The organism is Marinobacter nanhaiticus D15-8W, from assembly GCF_036511935.1.
Classification (GTDB): Bacteria; Pseudomonadota; Gammaproteobacteria; order Pseudomonadales; family Oleiphilaceae; genus Marinobacter_A; species Marinobacter_A nanhaiticus.
On sequence record NZ_AP028878.1, the window covers coordinates 4,123,087 to 4,143,617 of the forward strand.

At 59.4% G+C, this 20,531-nt stretch carries 18 protein-coding genes; 8 read left to right on the plus strand and 10 right to left on the minus strand.

Translation table 11 applies throughout. The features are described from left to right. Positions 1–88: 88 nt before the first annotated feature. Genes RE428_RS18460 through RE428_RS18470 form a run of 3 tightly spaced genes read left to right on the plus strand, consistent with a single transcriptional unit; the run spans position 89 to position 4,439 of the window. Entirely contained in the window at positions 89–1,195 is a 1,107-nt protein-coding gene (locus RE428_RS18460) for a lysylphosphatidylglycerol synthase transmembrane domain-containing protein (protein ID WP_004580707.1), read from the plus strand. Then, positions 1,182–3,431, plus strand: a complete 2,250-nt coding sequence (locus RE428_RS18465) for a glycosyltransferase (protein ID WP_004580706.1) — start codon at positions 1,182–1,184, stop codon at positions 3,429–3,431. The genes RE428_RS18460 and RE428_RS18465 overlap by 14 nt, the downstream gene beginning before the upstream one ends. Before the next feature lie 48 nt (positions 3,432–3,479). Beyond that, a complete protein-coding gene (locus RE428_RS18470) occupies positions 3,480–4,439 on the plus strand; it encodes a YbgA family protein (RefSeq protein WP_338381152.1) in 960 nt (319 codons plus the stop codon). A 29-nt stretch (positions 4,440–4,468) separates the two neighbouring features. On the opposite strand, the gene RE428_RS18475 is transcribed toward RE428_RS18470, so the two are convergent. From RE428_RS18475 to RE428_RS18490, 4 genes are all read right to left on the minus strand, one after another. After that, positions 4,469–5,233, minus strand: a complete 765-nt coding sequence (locus RE428_RS18475) for a DUF481 domain-containing protein (RefSeq protein WP_004580704.1) — start codon at positions 5,231–5,233, stop codon at positions 4,469–4,471. Between the two features lie 237 nt (positions 5,234–5,470). Continuing rightward, a complete protein-coding gene (trhO, locus tag RE428_RS18480; protein ID WP_004580703.1) occupies positions 5,471–6,469 on the minus strand; it encodes an oxygen-dependent tRNA uridine(34) hydroxylase TrhO in 999 nt (332 codons plus the stop codon). 186 nt (positions 6,470–6,655) lie between these two features. Beyond that, complete coding sequence (locus RE428_RS18485; protein ID WP_004580702.1) at positions 6,656–7,207, minus strand: porin family protein; 552 nt, start codon at positions 7,205–7,207, stop codon at positions 6,656–6,658. Positions 7,208–7,439: 232 nt separating this feature from the next. Then, entirely contained in the window at positions 7,440–8,171 is a 732-nt protein-coding gene (locus tag RE428_RS18490; protein WP_004580701.1) for a DsbA family protein, read from the minus strand. Positions 8,172–8,328: 157 nt separating this feature from the next. Between RE428_RS18490 and RE428_RS18495 the strand changes: the two genes are divergently transcribed. Beyond that, entirely contained in the window at positions 8,329–9,309 is a 981-nt protein-coding gene (locus tag RE428_RS18495; RefSeq protein ID WP_004580700.1) for an NAD(P)H-dependent flavin oxidoreductase, read from the plus strand. A gap of 36 nt (positions 9,310–9,345) precedes the next feature. Here RE428_RS18495 and RE428_RS18500 read toward each other — a convergent pair whose 3' ends face one another. Beyond that, complete coding sequence (locus tag RE428_RS18500; protein ID WP_004580699.1) at positions 9,346–9,690, minus strand: chaperone modulator CbpM; 345 nt, start codon at positions 9,688–9,690, stop codon at positions 9,346–9,348. Positions 9,691–9,694: 4 nt separating this feature from the next. Next, entirely contained in the window at positions 9,695–10,648 is a 954-nt protein-coding gene (locus RE428_RS18505; RefSeq protein WP_004580698.1) for a DnaJ C-terminal domain-containing protein, read from the minus strand. A 275-nt stretch (positions 10,649–10,923) separates the two neighbouring features. Here RE428_RS18505 and RE428_RS18510 point away from each other — a divergent pair, with 275 nt between their 5' ends. From RE428_RS18510 to RE428_RS18525, 4 genes are read left to right on the plus strand one after another with little or no spacing between them, the layout of a single operon-like run. Beyond that, entirely contained in the window at positions 10,924–11,634 is a 711-nt protein-coding gene (locus RE428_RS18510) for a DUF3348 family protein (RefSeq protein WP_004580697.1), read from the plus strand. After that, positions 11,627–13,705, plus strand: coding sequence for a DUF802 domain-containing protein (locus RE428_RS18515; RefSeq protein WP_004580696.1), 2,079 nt, complete (start codon positions 11,627–11,629; stop codon positions 13,703–13,705). Before RE428_RS18510 ends, RE428_RS18515 begins: the two co-directional genes overlap by 8 nt. Beyond that, complete coding sequence (locus RE428_RS18520) at positions 13,705–14,361, plus strand: OmpA family protein (protein ID WP_004580695.1); 657 nt, start codon at positions 13,705–13,707, stop codon at positions 14,359–14,361. Before RE428_RS18515 ends, RE428_RS18520 begins: the two co-directional genes overlap by 1 nt. Further along, positions 14,351–14,968 (plus strand): DUF2894 domain-containing protein, encoded by a 618-nt coding sequence (locus RE428_RS18525; RefSeq protein ID WP_040882472.1) that lies wholly within the window; start codon positions 14,351–14,353, stop codon positions 14,966–14,968. Before RE428_RS18520 ends, RE428_RS18525 begins: the two co-directional genes overlap by 11 nt. A gap of 85 nt (positions 14,969–15,053) precedes the next feature. Here the strand turns inward: RE428_RS18525 and fba are convergent, their stop codons facing one another. The 4 genes from fba to tkt all read right to left on the minus strand — a co-directional run bounded on the left by fba (position 15,054) and on the right by tkt (position 20,498). Continuing rightward, a complete protein-coding gene (gene fba / locus RE428_RS18530) occupies positions 15,054–16,118 on the minus strand; it encodes a class II fructose-bisphosphate aldolase (protein WP_004580693.1) in 1,065 nt (354 codons plus the stop codon). A gap of 39 nt (positions 16,119–16,157) precedes the next feature. Then, a complete protein-coding gene (locus RE428_RS18535) occupies positions 16,158–17,318 on the minus strand; it encodes a phosphoglycerate kinase (RefSeq protein ID WP_004580692.1) in 1,161 nt (386 codons plus the stop codon). A 67-nt stretch (positions 17,319–17,385) separates the two neighbouring features. Further along, positions 17,386–18,414, minus strand: coding sequence for a type I glyceraldehyde-3-phosphate dehydrogenase (gene gap, locus RE428_RS18540; RefSeq protein ID WP_004580691.1), 1,029 nt, complete (start codon positions 18,412–18,414; stop codon positions 17,386–17,388). An 83-nt stretch (positions 18,415–18,497) separates the two neighbouring features. After that, positions 18,498–20,498, minus strand: a complete 2,001-nt coding sequence (gene tkt, locus RE428_RS18545) for a transketolase (protein WP_004580690.1) — start codon at positions 20,496–20,498, stop codon at positions 18,498–18,500. Positions 20,499–20,531: the final 33 nt, after the last annotated feature.

Below are 20,531 nucleotides of genomic sequence, written 5' to 3' on the forward strand. Positions count from 1 at the left end.
GCATCACCTGCGTTCTGGCAGGACGTTCACTTGCCAAGGCCCCCTGAGTTCACAGTACACTGCCGCAGCAACCTGAACGAGAGCCCCCATGGCCGGTGATACCACGTCGAGACAACAGCAACCCGGCATGTCCGGATGGCGCCTTGTGGGCTTTATTGCCCTGTTCCTGCTCTTTACTGGTGCCGGCACCTGGACAATCTACACCCAATTCGCCGGTCGCAACTTCCATTTCGACGACCGCCTGCTCAACCCCTGGTTCCTCGTCGCGGCAGTAGTGCTACTGCTTGTCTATTATGCGGCCGACGGCCTGCGGCTGCATTACACCCTAAGAGCCCTGGGACACTGCCTACCCTTCAGGCACATTTTCCGGCTGGTCTTTATCAACATCTTCTTTTCCAACGTGACACCCATGGCCACGGGCGGGGGCGTGGCTCAGATCTGGTATCTGCGCCGGCATGGAGTTCGTCTGGGCACGGCAACCGCGGCAACCACCATCCGGACCGTGCTGGCCATCGCCTTCATATTTACCGTGACGCCAGCGTGCCTACTCTGGCTCGATGCTTTGCAGGGCATGGCGATTCTCGACCGGATTGCCGGACTCCTGGCCCTGTTTATAGTGCTCTACCTGGGTTTCTTCGCCGTCGTCTTGCTGCGCACCCGCTGGCTGATTCTGATACTGACGCGACTGTTTAGCACCCTACGCCGCTTCCACCTGATCAGCGCCCGACGCCACAAACGCTGGCAATTCCATATGATGCGGGAAATGACCCGTTTTTCCCGTAGCTTTTCGATCTACGTCCATGGCCCCCGACGGTTCGTATTACTTTCGGTTCTCTTCACCTTTGTTTTCCTGGTGAGCCTGTTCAGCTTTCCCGCGCTGATCATGGTGACGCTTGGGTACGAGGTGGACTATCTCACCACACTGGGTCTTCTGTTCGTGACGACTTTTGTGATGTACTTTGCCCCAACGCCCGGGGCTTCCGGCATTTCAGAAGGCGTGTTCGGCACCTTCTTCCGCGGCCTGCTGACACCCGGCCATCTGGTACTTGTCACACTGGCCTGGCGTTTCCTGACCATTTACCTGGGCATGATCATTGGACTGATACTGATGCAGGTGGAGCTGTCCTCAGGCCGACGCCGGACCAGGACCGGATCCCGGCCGTCAGTCACAGGGACCCGTGATGATCCGACGTAAGCCGCTGAAGTTGCTGTTCTATCTCTGCCTGCTGGTCATCATCCTGCTGGTGGGCTACAAGATCTACCTGGATTTCTTCGAGCCTGACTACGAGGCGGTCCACACCGAGCAGATCGACCGGCTACACGCCAACCTGGATAACACCAGCGAATTCAGTTTCGCTGTCGTGGGCAATATCAATAATTCCGTCGGGGTATTCGAGCGCAAGATCGTGCCCATGCTCAACAGTGCCGACCTGGATTTCGTGATCTCCGCCGGCAACGCGGTGTCCAGCGGCGGGGAAGACAAGTACCGGGCGATCTACCGCACCCTCAACCAGCTCAACGTGCCCTACCTGCTGACCTTCGGCGACAACGAATTCAGCAATTTCGGCAGCTTCCGTTTCTACGAGCACTTCGGCCCCTACTTCTACTCGTTTCGAACAGGCAACAGCGTCTTCGCCTTTCTGGATGCCACCGGCAAAACCCCATATCGCTGGCAGCTTCGATGGCTCAGCGATCTGCTAAGTCAGGATGACAGCGCACACCGATTCGTCTTTATTGGTGACCCACTGCAGAAGATCCATAAGGAGACCCTGTTCGACAACGAGGACGAGTACCTGAACAACCCAGAGTTTCGCGATGCGCTGGTCAAGATGTTCCGCCAGTACAAGGTGGATGCCGTATTCTCGGCCAACCTGCCGCTGTTCTCCGAGCAACGCCATGGGCCGACGCTGTATATCACGACTGGCGGTGCCGGCGGACTGGTACTGAACAACGAAACCAGTTTCTACCATTTCGTACGCGTGGATGTGCGTGAAGACGGCATCGAGACGACCCTCAAGCGCCTGGATATCGGCCAACATCCCGTATTCAAGCAACTTGAGAGTTTCTGGTTTTTCATCCACTCACTGTTCTACGTGGGCTACATCAACTTCATCCTGCTCGTCTGCGTACTGGGCCTGATCATCATCAAGCTCTACTCGGCGATCTTCGTCGACAAGGACTATTATCCGGATTTCGACCTGGACCCCACGCCCTGGCGGGAGCGCTCCCTGAAGGTGGGTATGTTTACCAATAACTATCTGCCCTTTATCGGCGGCGTACCGCTATCGATCGAGCGATTGCGTCGCGGGCTGAATGCACGCAATCATGAGGTCATGGTGGTCGCGCCCAGCTACCGGGACCAGCCCACGGAGGAGACCAACGTGCTGCGGGTGCCTTCACTCGTGAGCATGGGCGCAGAGCGGGAATTCCGACTGGCGAATATCTTCCTGGCCCGGATACGCCAAGCAGTGCGGGCATTCCGTCCCGACATCATTCATCTCCACCATCCGATCTGGCTGGGTTCGCTGGGGCTGTGGATGGCCCGGCGGCTCAAGGTGCCCGCTGTGTATACCTACCACACCCGGCTCGAGCACTATGCCCATTTCGTTCCCCTGCCGGGACGGATTTTCCGCAACCTGATATCCCATGCCCTTATCAAGCGCTTCGCCAACAAGTGCGATGGGGTTATTGTGCCCACCTACTCGGCGGAGGAATACCTGCGGATGATTGGGGTGAAGACCATGGCCTTCGTGCAGCCTACCGGTATCGAGTTTGACGCCTTCCAGCAAGTGACGGAAGAACAGGTGGAAGCACTGCGCCGGAAGCTCGACATCAGCCCCGATGAGCATGTCTTCATCAGCGTTTCGCGTCTATCTACCGAGAAGAACATCGATTTTATGGTTGAAGCCATGGAACTCATCAAGGCCCGGGCGCGCAAACCCTTCCGCTTCCTGATGATCGGCGATGGGCATGAGCGCGAACGCCTGCAACGGAAGATCGACGAAAAAGGGCTTCGCGACATTTTCGTCTTGCTGGGGTCCATCCCACCCGACGATATGGCGCTCTATTACCAGCTTGGCGATACCTTCCTCTATGCCTCGGTCTCGGAAACCCAGGGCATGGTGATCCTGGAAGCCATGGCGGCCCACCTGCCGGTCGTTGCAGTGCGATCGTCCGGTATCGATGATGTCGTTCGTGAGGAGTACAACGGCTTCAAGACCCCGGGAAACCGTGAACGCTGGAGCGAGGCGGTGCTCCGGCTGATGGATGATGAAGCCCTGCATCGGCAACTTGCCGACAACGCCCTCGAATTTGCAAAAGGCTACTCCATCGACAACTTTGCCAGGGATGTAGAAGGTATCTACGGCATGATCCTGGCCGGCTACCACAAACGCTATGGCAAGACGGCTCCCCAACCTGAAGCCGGTTAATCGGATTTCACGCTAAAAGCGTATAGGGTAGGACGTATCCACGGCTCAATGGAGACATCCGCCATGGGCAATATTCCTGTCGGCATCAGTGCCTGCCTCCTGGGCAACCCCGTCCGTCATGACGGCGGCCATAAACATTCACGTTTCTGCACCGGCGTGCTCTCACGCTATTTCGACTTCCGTTCCATCTGCCCGGAACTGGAAGCCGGCCTGGGCGTGCCCAGGCCAACCATTCACCTTCGTGAGCTGGACAATGGTCTGCGACTGACGGAGTCGAAAGGCATGACCGACCACACGGACGCCATGCGCAACTGGATCGATTCCAGACTGCCGCAACTGGCGGATCTTCGTGGCTACATCCTGATGGCAAAATCACCCAGCTGTGGCATGGAGCGCATCAAGGTCCACAACGAGAAAGGTCGGGTAATCCACCGGGAAGGTCGCGGGCTTTTCGCTGAGGCACTGATGCAGGCCTACCCGCTGATGCCGGTGGAGGAAGAGGGCCGGCTGAACGATGCCCACCTGCGGGAAAACTTCATCGAGCGGGTCTACGCCTACGACGACTGGATGCGAACGATGGAAGAGGGCCCGACCCGTGCGGGGCTGGTGGCGTTCCACACCCGCCACAAGTTTCAGCTTATGGCCCATTGCGAGAAGACCTACCGTATTCTGGGACGCCTGATTGCGGACCAGAAATCAGAAGCGGTGGAGGCTGTGGCCGAGCGTTACATCCAATTGTTCATGGACGCCATGGGCAAGAAGATACGCCGCGGTGCACACGCCAACGTGATGCAGCACATGATGGGGTTCCTGCGAAACGCCCTGTCACCGTCCGATCGGCAGGTCATTAGCGAGCAAATCGATGCCTACCAACGCGAGGAAGTGCCTCTGGTGGTTCCGATGACGTTGCTCCGGATGGCGCAACGCCGTGAACCTGTAGACTACCTGGCGCGACAGGACTACCTCAATCCCTACCCGGAAGATTTGGGGCTACGTAACCGCGTGTGAAACGCCATCCCTGGCGCCGGGAACGCTTCCTAGAAACCATAGAGAACGGTCAGCGACGTTTCAGTATCGGTGCTTTCACTGCCTGCCGGGGCGCTGGAATTGTGTTTGACGCGGTAGGCGACCTTCATGGAAAGATTACCGATCACGTCGGCCTGGATAGCCGTCAGCGATTCGGAAATGGTATTGCTGTCCTCAATACCCACTTCCGTACCAAGCTCCTGAATAAAGAGGCTATTGGGCGACAGCGCGTAGTTGAAAGTGCCCGCAAAACGCGCCACCGCGCCATCTTCCACATCGTCACCGTTATCGGGTTCTTCGAGCTTATTATAGCGGTAACCGGCACCCGCCTTGAGGTCAAGGAAGGAACGTTCCCCGTCCTGCCAGACCCGCTGACCGTAACCGGTGGTCGCCGACGACTGGAAGTCGTAGGCAGAGAAACGATCGTCCTCGTAGGCACCACGCAGGAACCAGAACTGTCGCTCGTCGAACTTATAGTTGGTCTCCGCTTCCCCCTGGTACTTCTCGGCGGTGGTCTCTTGCTCCCCGGTGTCGGGATCTTCCCCTTCCGAATACAGCGACCGAACGGCAGCCGTGTTGCGCCATTTCTCGACTTCGTGCTTCACGGCCAGTCGAACGTTGAAGTTGGTCTCCTCGGTGTTGCCCTTGGTAATCAGCAAGCCCAGCTCGCCCTCACCTTCCCAGGCATCGCCCTCATCCTGCGCCATGGCCAGGGGCGCTGCCAGAAGCGACGGCACCAACGTGGAGGCCAGAACTATCGTTTTCCTTACTCGCATGCCTACTCCTTAGACCTATTACTTCATGGAACCACCATCGGCGATTCGCGCCTTGCCAGAAAGGCACCCAAGGCTTCCAGAATCGCCAATAGACGTAATCAAAGGTTCCCCGTGCACCGACCGTGCCCATACAACACGATCAGTGCATAACAAAAAAGGTCGTTATAACAGACAGGCAGCAAGTTTAAGCAGATCGCTAGCGGCTCCTCTAGCGACGTCGCGAGGGCCGGTCAACACCTAGTGACGTTCGCCCAGGCGGCTCTTCTCGGACAGCCTTGCGCGAGCTTCGCGCTTGGCACGCTTGCGCTGAGCAATGACCTCAGCCGCTTCGCCTCCGACGTGCGTCTCGCCCCGGGCTTCGGCCAAGCGAATCTGCTTCTCACGCTCGGCAAACCGGGCCTTCTGCTCCGGCGTCAGTTCGTCGATGCACTGGTGACAACTCACGCCCTGCTCATATTCGGCTCGCTGCTTATCCGCCTCGGTGATGGGACGGCGACAGGCGTGACACTGGTCGTAACCGCCGCGCTCCAGTTTGTGATTGACCGTGACCCGGTCATCGAACACAAAACACTCGCCTTCCCAGAGGCTCTCTTCCTGGGGTACGTCCTCGAGATACTTAAGGATGCCGCCTTTGAGGTGATAGACCTCGTCGAAGCCCTTTTCCTTGAGGAAGGCCGTGGATTTCTCACAGCGGATACCGCCCGTACAGAACATCGCAACCTTACGATGGCGCGAGGGATCCAGATGTTTTTCCACGTATTCGGGAAATTCGCGGAACGTCTCGGTGGCGGGATTGACAGCATTGCGGAAGGTGCCGACCTCTACCTCGTACTGATTACGGGTATCGACCAGCAGGACCTCTGGATCAGAAATCAGGCTGTTCCAGTCGCTGGGATCGACGTAGGTACCAACGGTGCGGCGCGGGTCGACGGTATCCACGCCCATGGTCACGATCTCTTTCTTGAGCTTGACCTTGGTACGTTTGAACGGCTGGATATCCACTAGGGATTCCTTGAAGTCCACACCGTCGAAACGGGTATCCGCCGCCAACCAGGCCTTGATAGCATCGATACCCTCGCGTGAACCGGCGACGGTCCCGTTGATGCCTTCGTGGGCCAGCAGCAAGGTACCGCGCACACCCTTTTCGTCCATTAGCGCCAACAGCGGTTCACGCAAGCGCTCATAATCATCGAGCGCAGTGAACTTGTACAACGCGCACACAACAACATCGTTCATCTATCTTCTCCTGCGGGCCGGATCGTAAATCCGGAGCATGGTCTTTAGGGGCCGTTAACAGGCCCTGAGATACCGGTGAATACCGGAACGAGGCGGATTTTAACCAATGCGTATGCAGGAAAGAAGGGGGCTTCGGAAGACACCGATGCAGGGGCACCGGTGTCCGGGATCAGCCGCCAGGCTGAATCAGAACTTCAATTGGCCGCCAATCGACAGGCCGGCAATTTCCACACCCTCCTTGTCGTAGTACTGCATGTATTCGACGTTAACGGCGAAACGGTCGGCGAGGTCAAGGTTTGCACCGATACCGTAGGACTCGTCGCTGCCCGAATCGGAGAATGTCGCACTTCGGTAACCAGAAGACGCCGAAGCTTCAATCTCAATGTGGGAGATACCGGCCACGACGTACGGATAGATTGGTGTCTGGTTCGGCAGGCCAACCTTGCCATAGAGGCCCGCGAGCGTCTTGAGCTCGACATCGACGGACGCGCCATAAACTTCAGTGGTGTCGTCCCCCACCCCTACGCCCAGGCGAAGTTCACCGGCTACATACGGGTTCACGTTGACACCGGCCTGGCCGTACAGAGCGCCAACATCAAAGCTGTCGTCGATGCCCTCTTCTTCATACTCCGCCAGCAGATAGCCTATCCCTGCGTAGCCCTTGGGAAAACCTTCCTCAGCCATTGCATGACCCGCCATCAGTGCACACGCCATCGCACCCAATACACGTAACTTCATGTGTTGTCCTTTCTTTTAATCGTTTAATTGTCCTTGGTCACCCACGACACAAGCCGTTTGGCAGAGGCTTATGTTAGAGAACACGACACACCATCACTAGCGAGCGATGCAAAACTCTGTGAAACGTTTTGAGAACAAGAAGTGGATCATGCCCGCAATTGCGGGCATTTGAGGGCGAGAGCATCTAATAGATGGGTGCGGTTGATGAATGCACTATTGGGAACCAAAAGACTTACTGCTGCTCAGCCAGCTCCCGCTCGATTACGGCCTGCATTTGGGCCCAACCCGGGCGCGTTAGGCGAATATTGTCGACATAAACGGTGGGTGTGCTGGCCACACGCAGCTGCTGGGCGACACCGACACTCTGGCTGATGACCTCTCGGTGCAGTTCGGTGTCGACACAACGCCTGAGGCGCTGACTGTCCAACCCGAGCTCATCGGCATAGCGAGCGAAGGTACCCACCGGATCAGAGGAACTGCTCCATTCGCCCTGGTTATCGAACAGACGATCATGCATCGGCCAGAAGGCGTCCTGATCCGCCGCGCAGCGGGCAGCCAGGGCCGCTTCCCGGGCCCACTCGTGCTGGGTCAGGGGTAGATCGTAGAACACCAGGCGAACCTGGCCACTGTCCACATATTCCTCACGCAGGCGTTTGGAGGCGGGCGCGAAACGGGCACAGGCAGGACATTGGTAGTCCGCGAACTCGCGCACCACGACTGGCGCATCCGGATCACCGATCGACACCGCGACAGAGTCATACGTCGCCGGGAAAGGCTCAGCATCCGCCTGGACGTCCGGCAGCGCGTCGGATGTCGATTCCGGGGGCAGCGTTACCCACCAGACAACCATGACCAGCAACATCAGAACGACGATACCACCGATGATCATCCACTTGCCGCCGCTGCCCGACGTTTTCCGCGGCGTGTCCTGACCGCTTGCCTTGCGACGCTTTGCTTCGCCCATGGGTCTCTCCTGAAATGACCGGTATCAATAATGCCCGCCAGCTTACACTACCCGCGGCGAGCTGCAATAGACGCCCTAGGCCGCATTCGGTAACGTGTCGGCTGCATCACATCGCACCAGATCCATAACGCCAGAACCATAACAAGAGGACTCGTCCGTGGCCGTACCAGCCCAACTGGAACACTGTCTTTCCCTGCCGTTGATAGCCGCACCGATGTTCCTGATTTCCGGACCGGAGTTGGCCCTTGCTTGCTGTCGCAACGGTATTGTCGGCAGCTTCCCAGCCCTGAACCAACGTACCAGCGAGGGTTTCGAGCAGTGGCTGATCGAGATGAACAGTGGCGTCGATGCAATCCGTAAGGGCGAGCCCGGCCGCGCAGCGACACCCTATGCGGTGAACCTGATCGTACACAAGACCAATCCCCGCTGGCAGGCGGACCTGGAACTCTGCGTAAAACATCAGGTGCCGATCGTGATTACCTCACTTGGCGCCGCCAGCCATGTCGTGGAAGCAGTGCACAGCTATGGCGGTCTGGTATTCCATGACGTGACCAACCAGAAGCACGCTCGCAAGGCCGCGGAAGCGGGTGTGGACGGCATTATTGCGGTTGCTGCGGGTGCCGGCGGGCATGCGGGCACCATCAACCCCTTCGTGCTGATTAAGGAAATCCGTGAGGTGTTCGACGGCGCCATCGTCCTCGCAGGCTGTCTCTCCGCCGGCGAGGATTTGCTGGCGCTGCAGGCCATGGGGGCCGATCTCGGCTATATGGGGACGCGTTTTATCAACACCGAAGAGTCGCGGGCGGGCACCGACTACCAAAGCATGATTCTGGAGGCCGTGTCCGGGGACATTATCCATACGCCAGCGGTTTCAGGCATTCCCGCCAACTTCATGCGTCAGAGCCTGGAAGCAGCCGGCTACCCCATGGACCGCCTGAACCAGCCCGGCGCCATCGATTATGGCAAGAAACTTAAACCAGTGGATGACGAGGCCAAGGCATGGAAGACCGTCTGGTCTGCCGGCCAGGGCGTGAGCGCCATTCACGACATTGTGCCGGTGAAGACGCTGGTGGACCGGTTGTGTGACGAGTACCAACAGGCGATTGCGCGATTGAACGCATCGCCATTTCGGGACTGAGATTGAGTAATGGGCCCCTCCCCGGGCCCATTGAGTTCAATCATCCATGAAGTCATGTAGCTGCTGGTTGAGGCGCGCCACTTCCCGGCGCAGCTCGTGGACATCGTCCAGCAGCTCCAGTGACATGGCCAGGCCAGGCAGATTGATCTTCAGGTCGCGCTGCAGTCGCTGTGCCTTACGCAGCCGACCAAGAGCCACCGCATCGAAACACCAACTGCTGGCAGGACCTTCCTCGATTGGCGCAATCACACCGTAGCTCACCAGCTTGACCACGAATTCCGCATGAACATCGCTTCGCTCGCACACTTCCCGCAGGGTAAAGCGCGTGCCCTGGTCGAGCACTTCCACCTGATAGCTTGTCTCGGTCTTCACGTTCGACATCGTCTTATACCTTCAGATGAGCGCGGGGGTTGAATCCCTTCTCCGCTTCGGCCAGTTGCCTGTAGAGGGCTTCGCTTTTCTCATTGTGTTTGTGTGGCAGGGCAATCTGCAGCACCACAATCTGGTCCCCAGGCTTTTTCCCGGGCAGACCTTTACCCTTGAGTCGTAACTTCTGGCCACCGGTGGCGCCCTTCGGCACCTTCACCTTAAGCCTGCTACCCAGCGTGGGCACCGTGACTTCGGCGCCGAGAGCCGCTTCCCAGGGCGTGACCGGCAGCGTCATGACAACATCCCGACCCTCCACGGTGAATGTGGGATGCGGCGCCAGATCCACCTCGATAAACAGGTCACCCGGCTCGCCGCCGCCAAAGCCTGGCGAGCCTTGCCCTTTCAGACGGATATGCTGACCCTGGGTCATCCCTGCGGGAATCTTGACGTTCAGCGTCTTCACCCGACGATGCGATGCACCCTGCTCGTTGGTCTCGGTGACCTCGAACTGCACCTGTTTCTCACAGCCGCTGTAGGCTTCTTCGAGGAACAGGGCCAAACGGGCATGCACATCTTCACCGCGCATCCGCATGTTCTGCCGGAAGCCACCGAAACCACCCCGATGGCCGCCACCGAAGATGGATTCGAAAAAGTCGCTGAAGTGCGCCGCATCAGCCTCGGTGTACCCGCCCCCGCCAAAGCGTGACGCACTCTCCCAACCGGGCGGGGGCTCGAAATCACCACTACGACCGGCCCCGTATTTACGCAGTTGATCGTACTCGGCCCGCTTTTCCGGATCCTTGAGCACCTCGTAGGCTTCGCCGACGTCCTTGAACTTCGTGTCGGCGTCCTCTTCCTTGCTCACATCCGGATGATACTTACGGGCGAGCTTGCGGTAGGCCTTCTTGATCTCATCGGGCGACGCGTCCTCTTTGACGCCCAATGTCGCATAGTAGTCCTTGAATTCCATGATGGATTCGCACCCTCCAGATGAGTCTTCGCATTCGGATTGTTGATTAATAATTGTTCCGAATCAGCGAAATACAAGTATCGACCGATCAGGGCTTATGCGCATAGAGGTATGGCTTGACGCGGGTCAAAGATTGAGCGGAAAGTCACGCTGCTCGCCGGGGGAGGCCAAAGGTAACTTTCGTACGCTGGCGTTGGCCGGGGTAGGTCCGTAAACTAGGGCCGCCCCGATTGTCGGGCATTCTTCGCGACCATTTCCCAGACGAATCACCCACCATGAGCCAAGGTATTTCTGCCAATCCAGGGGCGTCCTCGGCCAGATTGACGCAGTTGCTGACTGCCGCTGGCGCGCCAGCGCGCAAAGATGTGCTGCCGTGTTTCGGGGAGCGGTTGAGTCGCCTGTTTGGGCTCGGGGACACGATGAAGCTGGACGCCGCACTCGCCTATCGCATCCGGCAACCCGCTACACCCCAGCCCGCTACACCCCAGAGAGCGGCCCTGGAACGTCTTGTGCAGGAACTCGCGAGTATCCAGCGGCTTTTGGTCAGGCGGATTCGCGGGTATGGGACCGATATCGACATCGAGGGTCAGTTGACGGCAGAACCTTATTCTCAGGCCTTGCTGACGACCCAGCGCAAGATAGCCGCCACAACCCGACAATTCAGGGACAAGGTCCGGAGTACCCTGAAAGATCAGGGACAGGACCTGGCCCGGCTCGCAGAGGTGGATGCCGTGTTCGATCACACCATGGCCGGCTATACCGTCCAATGTTTTTCCCGAGTTTCCACGGTGCTGGAACAGCGTTTCCAGGCCCTCGAATCCGCCTCTACCCAAGCAGCCGATCCGGGTTCCGAACCCGACGATTGGCTCCGCCGTTACTGCGAGGATACGCAGAACCTTCTACTCGCCGAACTGGATGTTCGGCTGGAGCCGGTGCTGGGTCTGTTGGAGGCTTTCCACAACGAGATTAGTCAAACCCATGAGTAAACTCTTCTTTATCCTCGCCTTCGCGATCGGCGCCGCTGTCGCGGCGTGGATCGGCGCAGGCTTTGTCGGCTCGGATCGTCTGGCCCTGGCCTTTACGGGCCTGATTGCCCTGGTCTTCGCCCTTGGCTTCTACGAATTGATCGGATTCCGTAGCACGACGGCCCGGCTCTCAGAACGCCTGGACCAGACGCCCACCGGTGAGGATCAACTGGAACGCTGGCTGGAAGGGCTGCCCGAACCCATCCAGTTTGCGGTACAACGCCGCCTGGAAGGCCACGATGCGGCTCTCCCCGGTCCGCAACTGACACCCTATCTCACCGGTCTGCTGGTTATGCTGGGCCTGCTGGGCACCTTTGCCGGCATGATCGTCACCCTCGGTGGCGCCGCATCCGCCCTCGACGGGAGCACCGAGCTCAGCGCAATCCGGAGCGCCCTTGCAGCGCCCATTGCCGGGCTGAGCCTGGCGTTCGGCACGTCGATCGCGGGCATCGCCACCTCCGCCATGCTGGGTCTGGCTTCTACCCTGAGCCGGCGGGACCGCCTGCAAGCTTCCCGCAAGCTGGACCGTAAACTCCACCAGAAGCTGTATCACCTTTCCGCGGACTACCAGCGTCACGAGGCGTTCAGCGCCCTGCAGTCCCAGGCGAAGGCGCTACCGGAACTGACCTCCACCATGACGACCTTGCTGCAGAGGATGGAACACCTCGGGGAACGGTTGGAACAGAACCTCACACGCAACCAGCAGTCATTCCATGATGCCGTGGGTGATCAATACAAAGCGTTGGCGGACACCGTGGCGCACTCCCTGAAAGACGCCCTGGATTCCAGTTCGCGGCTCGCCGCAGAGCGGATTGAGCCCATTGTCGATAACGCCATGGAGCGACTGAGGACTGATACCGAGAAGGTGCAAAAAGATTGGACTACGGCGTCGAAAGAGACGCTCACCAACCTGGCTGAGACCTTCCAGGCAACCACTGCCGAGGCCGGCGAGCGCTGGCAGCAGAATCTGGAAATACAGCAACGGACAAGCGCCGAACATCAGCGTGCCATCGAGCAAAGCGGCGAAGAGAGCCGAAAGGAGACGCTGGCGCTGGTCCAGCAGTGGCTTACCGACATGCAGACGCAACAACAGGCCCAACAGGACCGGTTCCAGAAGCAACTCGAAGCTGCCGGCGAACAGCTTCAAAAAGCCTGCGAGCATCAGACGGATCAATGGCAGACGGGACTCGAACGCCAACAGACCGCCAGCGAAACGCTGCTGAAGGATCTGGGCCAGACGCTGACAAATTACCAGGCACGTTTTGAGTCGAACGCGGACATACTGGTCAGCAACCAAACGTCAGGCATCGAAAGCCTGACGAACACCATCAGAGAACAGCTATCCTCTCTCCGCGATCAGGAAGCTGATCGCATTGAAGCTGCCAACGATCGCCTGGAATCACTTGAAGCCCGCGCCGCCAAACATCTCACCGAACTGGGGACAGCGCTCGAGGCGCCGATGACTCGACTCATCGAAACGGCATCCGAGACACCCAAGGCTGCGGCGGAAGTTATCCGGCAACTGCAGACCGAGAGCATCCGCAATAGCGAGCGGGAAAACGAGTTGCTGGAGGAACGGCAACGCCTCCTGCAGCAGCTGGATCGTCTGCTCGAAACCCAGCGTACCCAGGCCGAAGACCAACGCCAGGCGATCGATACCCTCGTCGCCGGAGCCGGCGAAACCCTGGATGGCATCAGCGACCGCTTCAACACCCTTATCCAGGAACAGGGCGAGCAACTGGCGAAACTGGCCGAGGACGTCTCTGGAAGTGGCCAGGAAGTCGGTGCCCTCAGCGAGGCATTCCAGACCGCGGTGGAACGCTTCAGCCAGTCCAACGCCCAGCTTCAGGAAAGCCTGACCAACATCCAGAAGGCCCTGGAGAGTGCCAGTACACGCCATGACGAGCAGCTCGCCTACTATGTTGCCCAAGCCCGGGAAGTCATCGACCTGAGTGTCAGCTCCCAGAAAGACGTCATCGATGCCGTGGCCGCGCTGCAATCCGAACAGCCTGGAAACAGCAAGGCCAACTGATGGAAGAGCTTCACGACAGCGAACAGCAGTCGACGCCGGTCTGGGCGATCTTCTCAGATCTGATGGCCGCGCTCGTCGGCATACTCGTGCTGGTTCTGGTCTGGGTTATTGGCGTGCAACTGGAACTCAGTCAGTCCCTGGCCGAAGAAAAGGAGCGCCGTGTGGCGGAAGAGCAAAAGCGTGTCGCGCTTGAGCAGGCGCTACAGGATCCGCTGACGAGGGGGCTTGTCACCTTCCGGGACGGGCGTATCGGCATCAGTGGAAACGTGCTGTTCGAGTTGAACTCGGACCAGCTCCAGGCAGAAGGCGAAGAGGTGCTCCAGACGCTGGTTGAGCCGCTCGAAACCTACCTTGAACACCATAACGAACTGCTGATGGTAAGCGGGTTCACCGACGATCTGCCCATTCATACCGGAAATCGTTATGGCGACAATTGGGGACTTTCGGCACAGCGCGCCCTGACCGTGACTCGCGCGCTGATCGATAAAGGTCTGCCGAAGGATCGCGTCTTTGCGGCAGCCTTCGGTGCCCAGCACCCGGTCGTTCCCAACGACGATGCAGAGTCCCGCGCCCGCAACCGGCGTGTTGAAATCAGCACTGTACCGCGTCCTGAACTGACCGAATCTGAAGCTCCCCAAACCGCCAATGACGACTGAATCCTTACCTCAGGCATCGCCCCGGGAGCGGCTCGACCAATTGCGGCTCGATGGCGCCGACGCTGTCGATCCCGTTCGATTCCGTTATCTGGACGCGCTAGAGCGGCGGCTCAGCGAGCGGGGGCTTCAGCAGGGACGCCATTGGGACAAGTTGCGGCAGGGTCTGGCTGACTACGATACGAAACAGCCGCAGATCAGCGGTAATAAGCCGGACGAACACCCATCAGCGAAGTCGACGCCCTTGTCGGAACTGACCGCGCTGCTTGATAGCCTGTTGTCCAAGCCAGCGGTCCGGAAAACCTCACCCCTGGTTGAACTGCTCGCGAACGATGAAGGCAACGCCGACGGAGCGATAGCGCCTTCGGGTTCACCGCGACCGCTCAAGGCTGCCATGCGAGCCCGCGCCCTTGAGGACGAAAGGGTGCTGGAACGTCGAATCCGCTCCGCTATCGAACAGTCTCCCGCAAACGCCGGACCAATGAACGCGCACAGGCTCGTCAGTCGGGCGCTGGGCGAACTTCAGCGGCTTTCACCGGCTTACCTGAAGCGGTTTGCAAGCTATACCGACCTATTGCAGTCGTTGGAAAAGCTCAACGTCAAAAGCTGATCTGGCGAAACAACGAGCGGCAGGGTAATTTCCTGGGAAGGGAGGGAGCCCCCAGGAATGGTCCCTGAGGGCTCAGTACTGCTATTTACTTCACTTTCGGATCCAGTTCGCCCGCGGCGTAACGCTCGAACATCCGCTCGAGGCTGATCGGCTTGATCTTGCTGGCGTTGCCGGCCGTACCGAAGGCTTCGTAGCGCGCCATACAGATCTCGCTCATGGCCTTGACCGATTCCTTCAGGTATTTGCGCGGATCGAACTCGGCGGGGTTCTGGGCCAGGAAGCGACGGATCGCACCGGTGGACGCCAGACGCAGGTCGGTATCGATGTTGACCTTACGCACGCCGTGCTTGATACCTTCAACGATTTCCTCGACCGGCACGCCGTAGGTTTCCGGGATCTCACCACCGTACTGGTTGATGATTTCCAGCCAGTCCTGGGGAACGGAGCTGGAGCCGTGCATGACCAGATGGGTGTCCGGGATGCGGGCGTGGATCTTCTTGATCTGTTCGATGGCCAAAATGTCGCCGGTCGGCGGACGGGTGAACTTGTAGGCGCCGTGACTGGTGCCGATGGCGATAGCCAGGGCGTCGACCTGGGTCTTCTTGACGAAGTCGGCGGCCTCTTCCGGGTCGGTCAGCATTTGGCTATGGTCCAGTGTGCCTTCCGCGCCGATGCCATCTTCTTCGCCGGCCTGGCCGGTTTCCAGGGAGCCCAGGCAACCCAGCTCACCTTCGACGGAAACGCCACAGGCGTGGGCCATTTCCACGGTACGACGGGTGACATCGACGTTGTACTCATAATCGGTCGGTGTCTTGCCGTCTTCACCCAGGGAGCCGTCCATCATGACGGAGCTGAAACCCAACTGGATGGAGCGCTGGCACACGGACGGGCTGGTGCCGTGGTCCTGGTGCATGACTACAGGAATGTGCGGAAATTCTTCAACCGCAGCCAGGATTAGATGGCGCAGGAATGGTGCACCGGCGTATTTACGCGCACCCGCAGAGGCCTGGACGATAACCGGGGAATCGGTCTTGTCGGCGGCTTCCATGATCGCACGCATCTGTTCCAGGTTGTTGACGTTATATGCGGGAACGCCGTAACCATGCTCTGCGGCGTGGTCCAGCAGCTGGCGCATTGAGATAAGGGCCATCGGGTCGTCTCCTTAGTAATACAAGTCGGATATACAGTCTTACTCGCCGCGCTCTTCCAGTACCGCGACCGCAGGCAGGGTCTTGCCTTCAACAAACTCGAGGAAGGCACCGCCACCCGTCGAGATATACGAGATCTTCTCACTCACGCCGTACTTGTCCACGGCAGCAACGGTATCGCCGCCGCCGGCGAGGGAGAAGGCATCACTCTGTGCAATGGCATCGGCCAGGGCCTTGGTGCCGTTGCCGAACTGGTCGAATTCGAAAACGCCCACCGGGCCATTCCAGAGAATGGTCTTCGCGTTCTTGAGCAGCTCCGCAAACTGACCTGCAGTTTCCGGGCCGACGTCGAGGATCATGTCGTCGTCGGTGACATCGGAGATATTCTTGGTGGTCGCGGTGGCATTCTCATCGAACTCAGGGGCCACGACAACATCAACCGGCAGGGGAATCTCGACACGGGAGGCAATATCCTTGGCGGTATCGATCAGGTCATGTTCGCACAAGGACTTGCCCACCGGGTGGCCGGCCGCCGCTAGGAAGGTATTGGCGATGCCGCCGCCGACGATGATCTGGTCACAGACCTCTTCCAGGGCATTGAGGACATCCAGTTTGGTCGACACCTTGGAACCACCGACGATGGCCACCACCGGCTTCGCGGGATTGTCCAGCGCCTGGCTCAGCGCCTCCAGCTCGGCCGCCAGCAGCGGTCCAGCGCAGGCTTCCGGTGCAAATTTAGCCACGCCGTGCGTCGAGGCCTGGGCGCGGTGGGCGGTGCCGAAGGCATCCATCACGTAGAGATCGCACAAGGCCGCATACTTGCGGGACAGGTCCTCGTCATCCTTTTTCTCGCCCTTGTTGAAGCGGACGTTCTCGAACAGGACCACTTCGCCGTCGGCCACGTCGACGCCGTCCAGGTAATCCTTGATCAGGCGCACCGGCTGACCCAGCACTTCGCCCAAGTGGTCGGCTACCGGCTTCATGGACGACGCTTCGTCGAACACACCTTCTTCGGGGCGGCCCAGGTGGGACATCAGCATCACCTTGGCGCCGGCGTCCCGGGCCGCCTTGATGGTCGGCAGGGAGGCGCGGATACGGGCATCGCTGGTGACTTTGCCGTCCTTGACCGGTACGTTCAGATCCTCACGGATCAGGACGCGCTTGCCCGCCAGATCCAGTTCAGTCATCTTCTTGATGGTCATGAAACTTTCCTTTTTTCAAGTCGTTATAAGCGTTGCAAAAAGTCGGGACGTTGTTGAAAACATGTATTCAATGAGATTCGACAAAGCGGGACAGCCAACTGCCACTGACGTCGAGCATGCGGTTGGCAAAGCCCCATTCGTTATCAAACCAGCACAGTACCTTTACCATCCGGCCACCACTGACCCGTGTCTGGCCACCATCGACAATGACCGAGCGCGGGTCATGGTTGAAATCAGCGCTCGCCAGCGGCTCGTCGGTGTAGCCAACGATGCCCTTGAGCGATCCTTTGGCGCACTCGCGGATGATGCTATTCACCGTCGCCACGTCGGTGGCCTTCGACACATTAACGGTCATGTCGATGGCAGACACGTTAAGGGTAGGCACGCGCATGGCCACCGCGCTGAAGCGATCTTTCATATTGGGCAGCAGACGCTCGATGCCGCGCGCCAATCCGGTGTCCACCGGAACGATGTTGTGCAGCGCGCTACGGGTGCGGCGCAGGTCATGGTGGTGGTAGGCGTCGATCACCGGCTGGTCGTTCATCGCCGCATGGATGGTAGTGATGGCGCCCTGCTCCACCCCCAGCGCGTTGTCCAGCGCCTGGATCACCGGCACCACACAGTTGGTGGTGCACGACGCATTGGAGACGATGCGGTCCTCCGCCGCCAGGTCGCCCTCGTTGATACCGAAAACGATGGTGCGATCCACATCCGGTTCGGCCGGTTGGGAAAAGAGCACCCGGCCAGCACCGGCCCGAAGGTGTTCCTGCGCGGTATCCCGATCACTGAAGGCGCCGGTACATTCCAGTACCAGATCCACTTGCATATCGGCCCAGGGTAGATCTCCCGGCTGGCTCGAACGCAGCACCTGGATTTCGTCCCCGTTGACCACCATACCGGTGGTACTCGTTTCCACGTCACCACGGAAGCGGCCATGGGTAGAGTCGTAGCGGGTCAGGTGGGCAATGGTTTCCAGATCAGACAACTCGTTAATCGCCACAACCTGCAGGGAATCCCGATAGCCGTTCTCATAGAGTGCACGCAGGACACACTGGCCGATACGGCCATAGCCATTAATTGCCAGACGATATGCCATGAAGTGGAGCGATCTCCCCTAAGAGAAGGAAAGGCCGCCGCGCGCGCGACGGCCCATGGTCGGTCTTTATTAGTTCGTCAGCCTTAATTATCGAGCAGTTCCTGCGCGACGGAAACGACATTGTCGACGGTAAAGCCGAAGTACTTGAACAGCTCGCCCGCCGGCGCGGATTCACCGAAGCTGGTCATACCGACGATACGGCCGTCCAGACCCACGTACTTGTACCAGTAGTCCGCGTAGCCGGCTTCGATGGCAACCCTGTTGGTCACATCCAGCGGCAGCACCTGCTGCTTGTACTTGGCGTCCTGCTCGTCGAAGACTTCCGCAGAAGGCATGGAAACGACACGAACCTTATGGCCCTGTTCCCGCAACGTGTTGGCGGACTCCTGGGCCAGGGACACTTCGGAACCGGTGGCAATCAGGATCAGGTCCGGCCGGCCGCTGTCGTCGGAGAGGATGTACGCGCCTTTGGCTGCGTCCGCAAGCTGCTCGTCATCACGATCCTGGTGCGGCAGCCCCTGGCGGGAGAAGACCAGCGCGCTCGGGCCGTCGGTACGCTCCAGCGCACTTTTCCAGGCGATAGCGGATTCCACCGCATCGGCGGGACGCCAGACGTGCATGTTTGGCGTGCTGCGCAGGGCGGTGAGTTGCTCGATAGGCTGGTGCGTGGGGCCGTCCTCGCCCAGACCGATAGAGTCGTGCGTGAACACGAAGATGGAACGCTGCTTCATCAGCGCCGCCATACGCACGGCATTGCGGCAGTACTCCATGAAGATCAGGAAGGTGGCGCCATAGGGCACGAAGCCGCCGTGCAGGGCGATACCGTTCATGATTGCCGCCATGCCAAATTCGCGGACACCGTAGTAGAGGTAGTTGCCGCTGGCGTCGTCCTTGTTGATGCCCTTGCTGCCATCCCAGATGGTCAGGTTGGAGCCGGCCAGGTCGGCGGAGCCGCCGAGCAGTTCCGGCAGCATCGGGCCGTAGGCGTTCAGGGTGTTCTGGGAGGCCTTGCGACTGGCGACGGTCTCGCCTTTTTCCTGGCATTCACGGATGTAGGCATCGGCCTTCTCGGCGAAGTTGGCCGGCAGGTCGCCCTTCATACGGCGTTCCAGCTCAGCCGCCAGTTCCGGGTGGGCGCTCTTGTAGGCGGCGAATGCTTCGTTCCAGGTTTTCTGCGCGGCGGCACCTTTTTCGCGGGCGTTCCAGGCGGCGTAGATATCGTCCGGCACTTCGAAGTCGCCATAGTTCCAGCCCAGGTTCTCGCGGGCGGCAATGATTTCAGCCTCGCCCAGGGCGGAGCCGTGGCAGCTCTCGGTGCCCTGCTTGTTGGGGGCACCGAAGCCGATGATGGTCTTGCAGCAGATCAGGGTGGGCTGATCTGTGTTGGCTCGACCGAATTCGATAGCGCGGCGCACTTCCTCCGCGCTGTGGCCGTCTACGTCTGGGATGACCTGCCAGCCGTAAGACTCGAAACGCTTGGGGGTGTCGTCGGTGAACCAGCCGTCCACTTCACCGTCGATGGAGATACCGTTGTCGTCGTAGAAGAAGATCAGCTTGCCCAGGCCCAGGGTGCCGGCCAGGGAGCAGACTTCGTGTGAGATGCCTTCCATCAGGCAGCCGTCCCCCAGGAATGCGTAGGTATAGTGGTCGACAATGTTGTGACCGTCGCGATTGAACTGCGCGCCCAGGGCCTTTTCGGCAATGGCGAAACCCACCGCGTTGGCGATGCCCTGCCCCAGCGGGCCGGTGGTGGTTTCTATGCCGGGGGTGTAGCCGTATTCCGGGTGGCCCGGGGTCTTGCTGTGCAGTTGACGGAAATTCTTGATGTCATCCAGGGAGACGTCGTAGCCGCTCAGGTGCAGCAGCGAGTACTGCAGCATGGAGCCGTGGCCGTTGGACAGGATGAAACGATCCCGGTTGGGCCACTTGGGGTCCGCCGGGTTGTGGCTCAGGTAGTCGTTCCAGAGCACTTCGGCGATGTCCGCCATGCCCATCGGTGCGCCCGGGTGACCGGAGTTGGCCTTCTGGACCGCATCCATGCTGAGCGCGCGAATGGCATTGGCTAGATCTTTACGGGAGGGCATCAGTAATCTCCAAGGATGTGCAACGGCTTGAAA

What these genes read in the sequence shown, in the direction of transcription:
- gap (WP_004580691.1), bottom strand. Translation starts at nt 18,414, where the DNA reads ATGGCATATCGTCTGGCAATTAATGGCTATGGCCGTATCGGCCAGTGT.
- RE428_RS18465 (WP_004580706.1), top strand. Translation starts at nt 1,182, where the DNA reads ATGATCCGACGTAAGCCGCTGAAGTTGCTGTTCTATCTCTGCCTGCTG.
- RE428_RS18515 (WP_004580696.1), top strand. Translation starts at nt 11,627, where the DNA reads ATGAGTAAACTCTTCTTTATCCTCGCCTTCGCGATCGGCGCCGCTGTC.
- RE428_RS18475 (WP_004580704.1), bottom strand. Translation starts at nt 5,233, where the DNA reads ATGCGAGTAAGGAAAACGATAGTTCTGGCCTCCACGTTGGTGCCGTCG.
- RE428_RS18525 (WP_040882472.1), top strand. Translation starts at nt 14,351, where the DNA reads ATGACGACTGAATCCTTACCTCAGGCATCGCCCCGGGAGCGGCTCGAC.
- RE428_RS18505 (WP_004580698.1), bottom strand. Translation starts at nt 10,648, where the DNA reads ATGGAATTCAAGGACTACTATGCGACATTGGGCGTCAAAGAGGACGCG.
- RE428_RS18520 (WP_004580695.1), top strand. Translation starts at nt 13,705, where the DNA reads ATGGAAGAGCTTCACGACAGCGAACAGCAGTCGACGCCGGTCTGGGCG.
- RE428_RS18490 (WP_004580701.1), bottom strand. Translation starts at nt 8,171, where the DNA reads ATGGGCGAAGCAAAGCGTCGCAAGGCAAGCGGTCAGGACACGCCGCGG.
- fba (WP_004580693.1), bottom strand. Translation starts at nt 16,118, where the DNA reads ATGGCCCTTATCTCAATGCGCCAGCTGCTGGACCACGCCGCAGAGCAT.
- RE428_RS18460 (WP_004580707.1), top strand. Translation starts at nt 89, where the DNA reads ATGGCCGGTGATACCACGTCGAGACAACAGCAACCCGGCATGTCCGGA.
- RE428_RS18510 (WP_004580697.1), top strand. Translation starts at nt 10,924, where the DNA reads ATGAGCCAAGGTATTTCTGCCAATCCAGGGGCGTCCTCGGCCAGATTG.
- RE428_RS18535 (WP_004580692.1), bottom strand. Translation starts at nt 17,318, where the DNA reads ATGACCATCAAGAAGATGACTGAACTGGATCTGGCGGGCAAGCGCGTC.
- tkt (WP_004580690.1), bottom strand. Translation starts at nt 20,498, where the DNA reads ATGCCCTCCCGTAAAGATCTAGCCAATGCCATTCGCGCGCTCAGCATG.
- trhO (WP_004580703.1), bottom strand. Translation starts at nt 6,469, where the DNA reads ATGAACGATGTTGTTGTGTGCGCGTTGTACAAGTTCACTGCGCTCGAT.
- RE428_RS18485 (WP_004580702.1), bottom strand. Translation starts at nt 7,207, where the DNA reads ATGAAGTTACGTGTATTGGGTGCGATGGCGTGTGCACTGATGGCGGGT.
- RE428_RS18500 (WP_004580699.1), bottom strand. Translation starts at nt 9,690, where the DNA reads ATGTCGAACGTGAAGACCGAGACAAGCTATCAGGTGGAAGTGCTCGAC.
- RE428_RS18470 (WP_338381152.1), top strand. Translation starts at nt 3,480, where the DNA reads ATGGAGACATCCGCCATGGGCAATATTCCTGTCGGCATCAGTGCCTGC.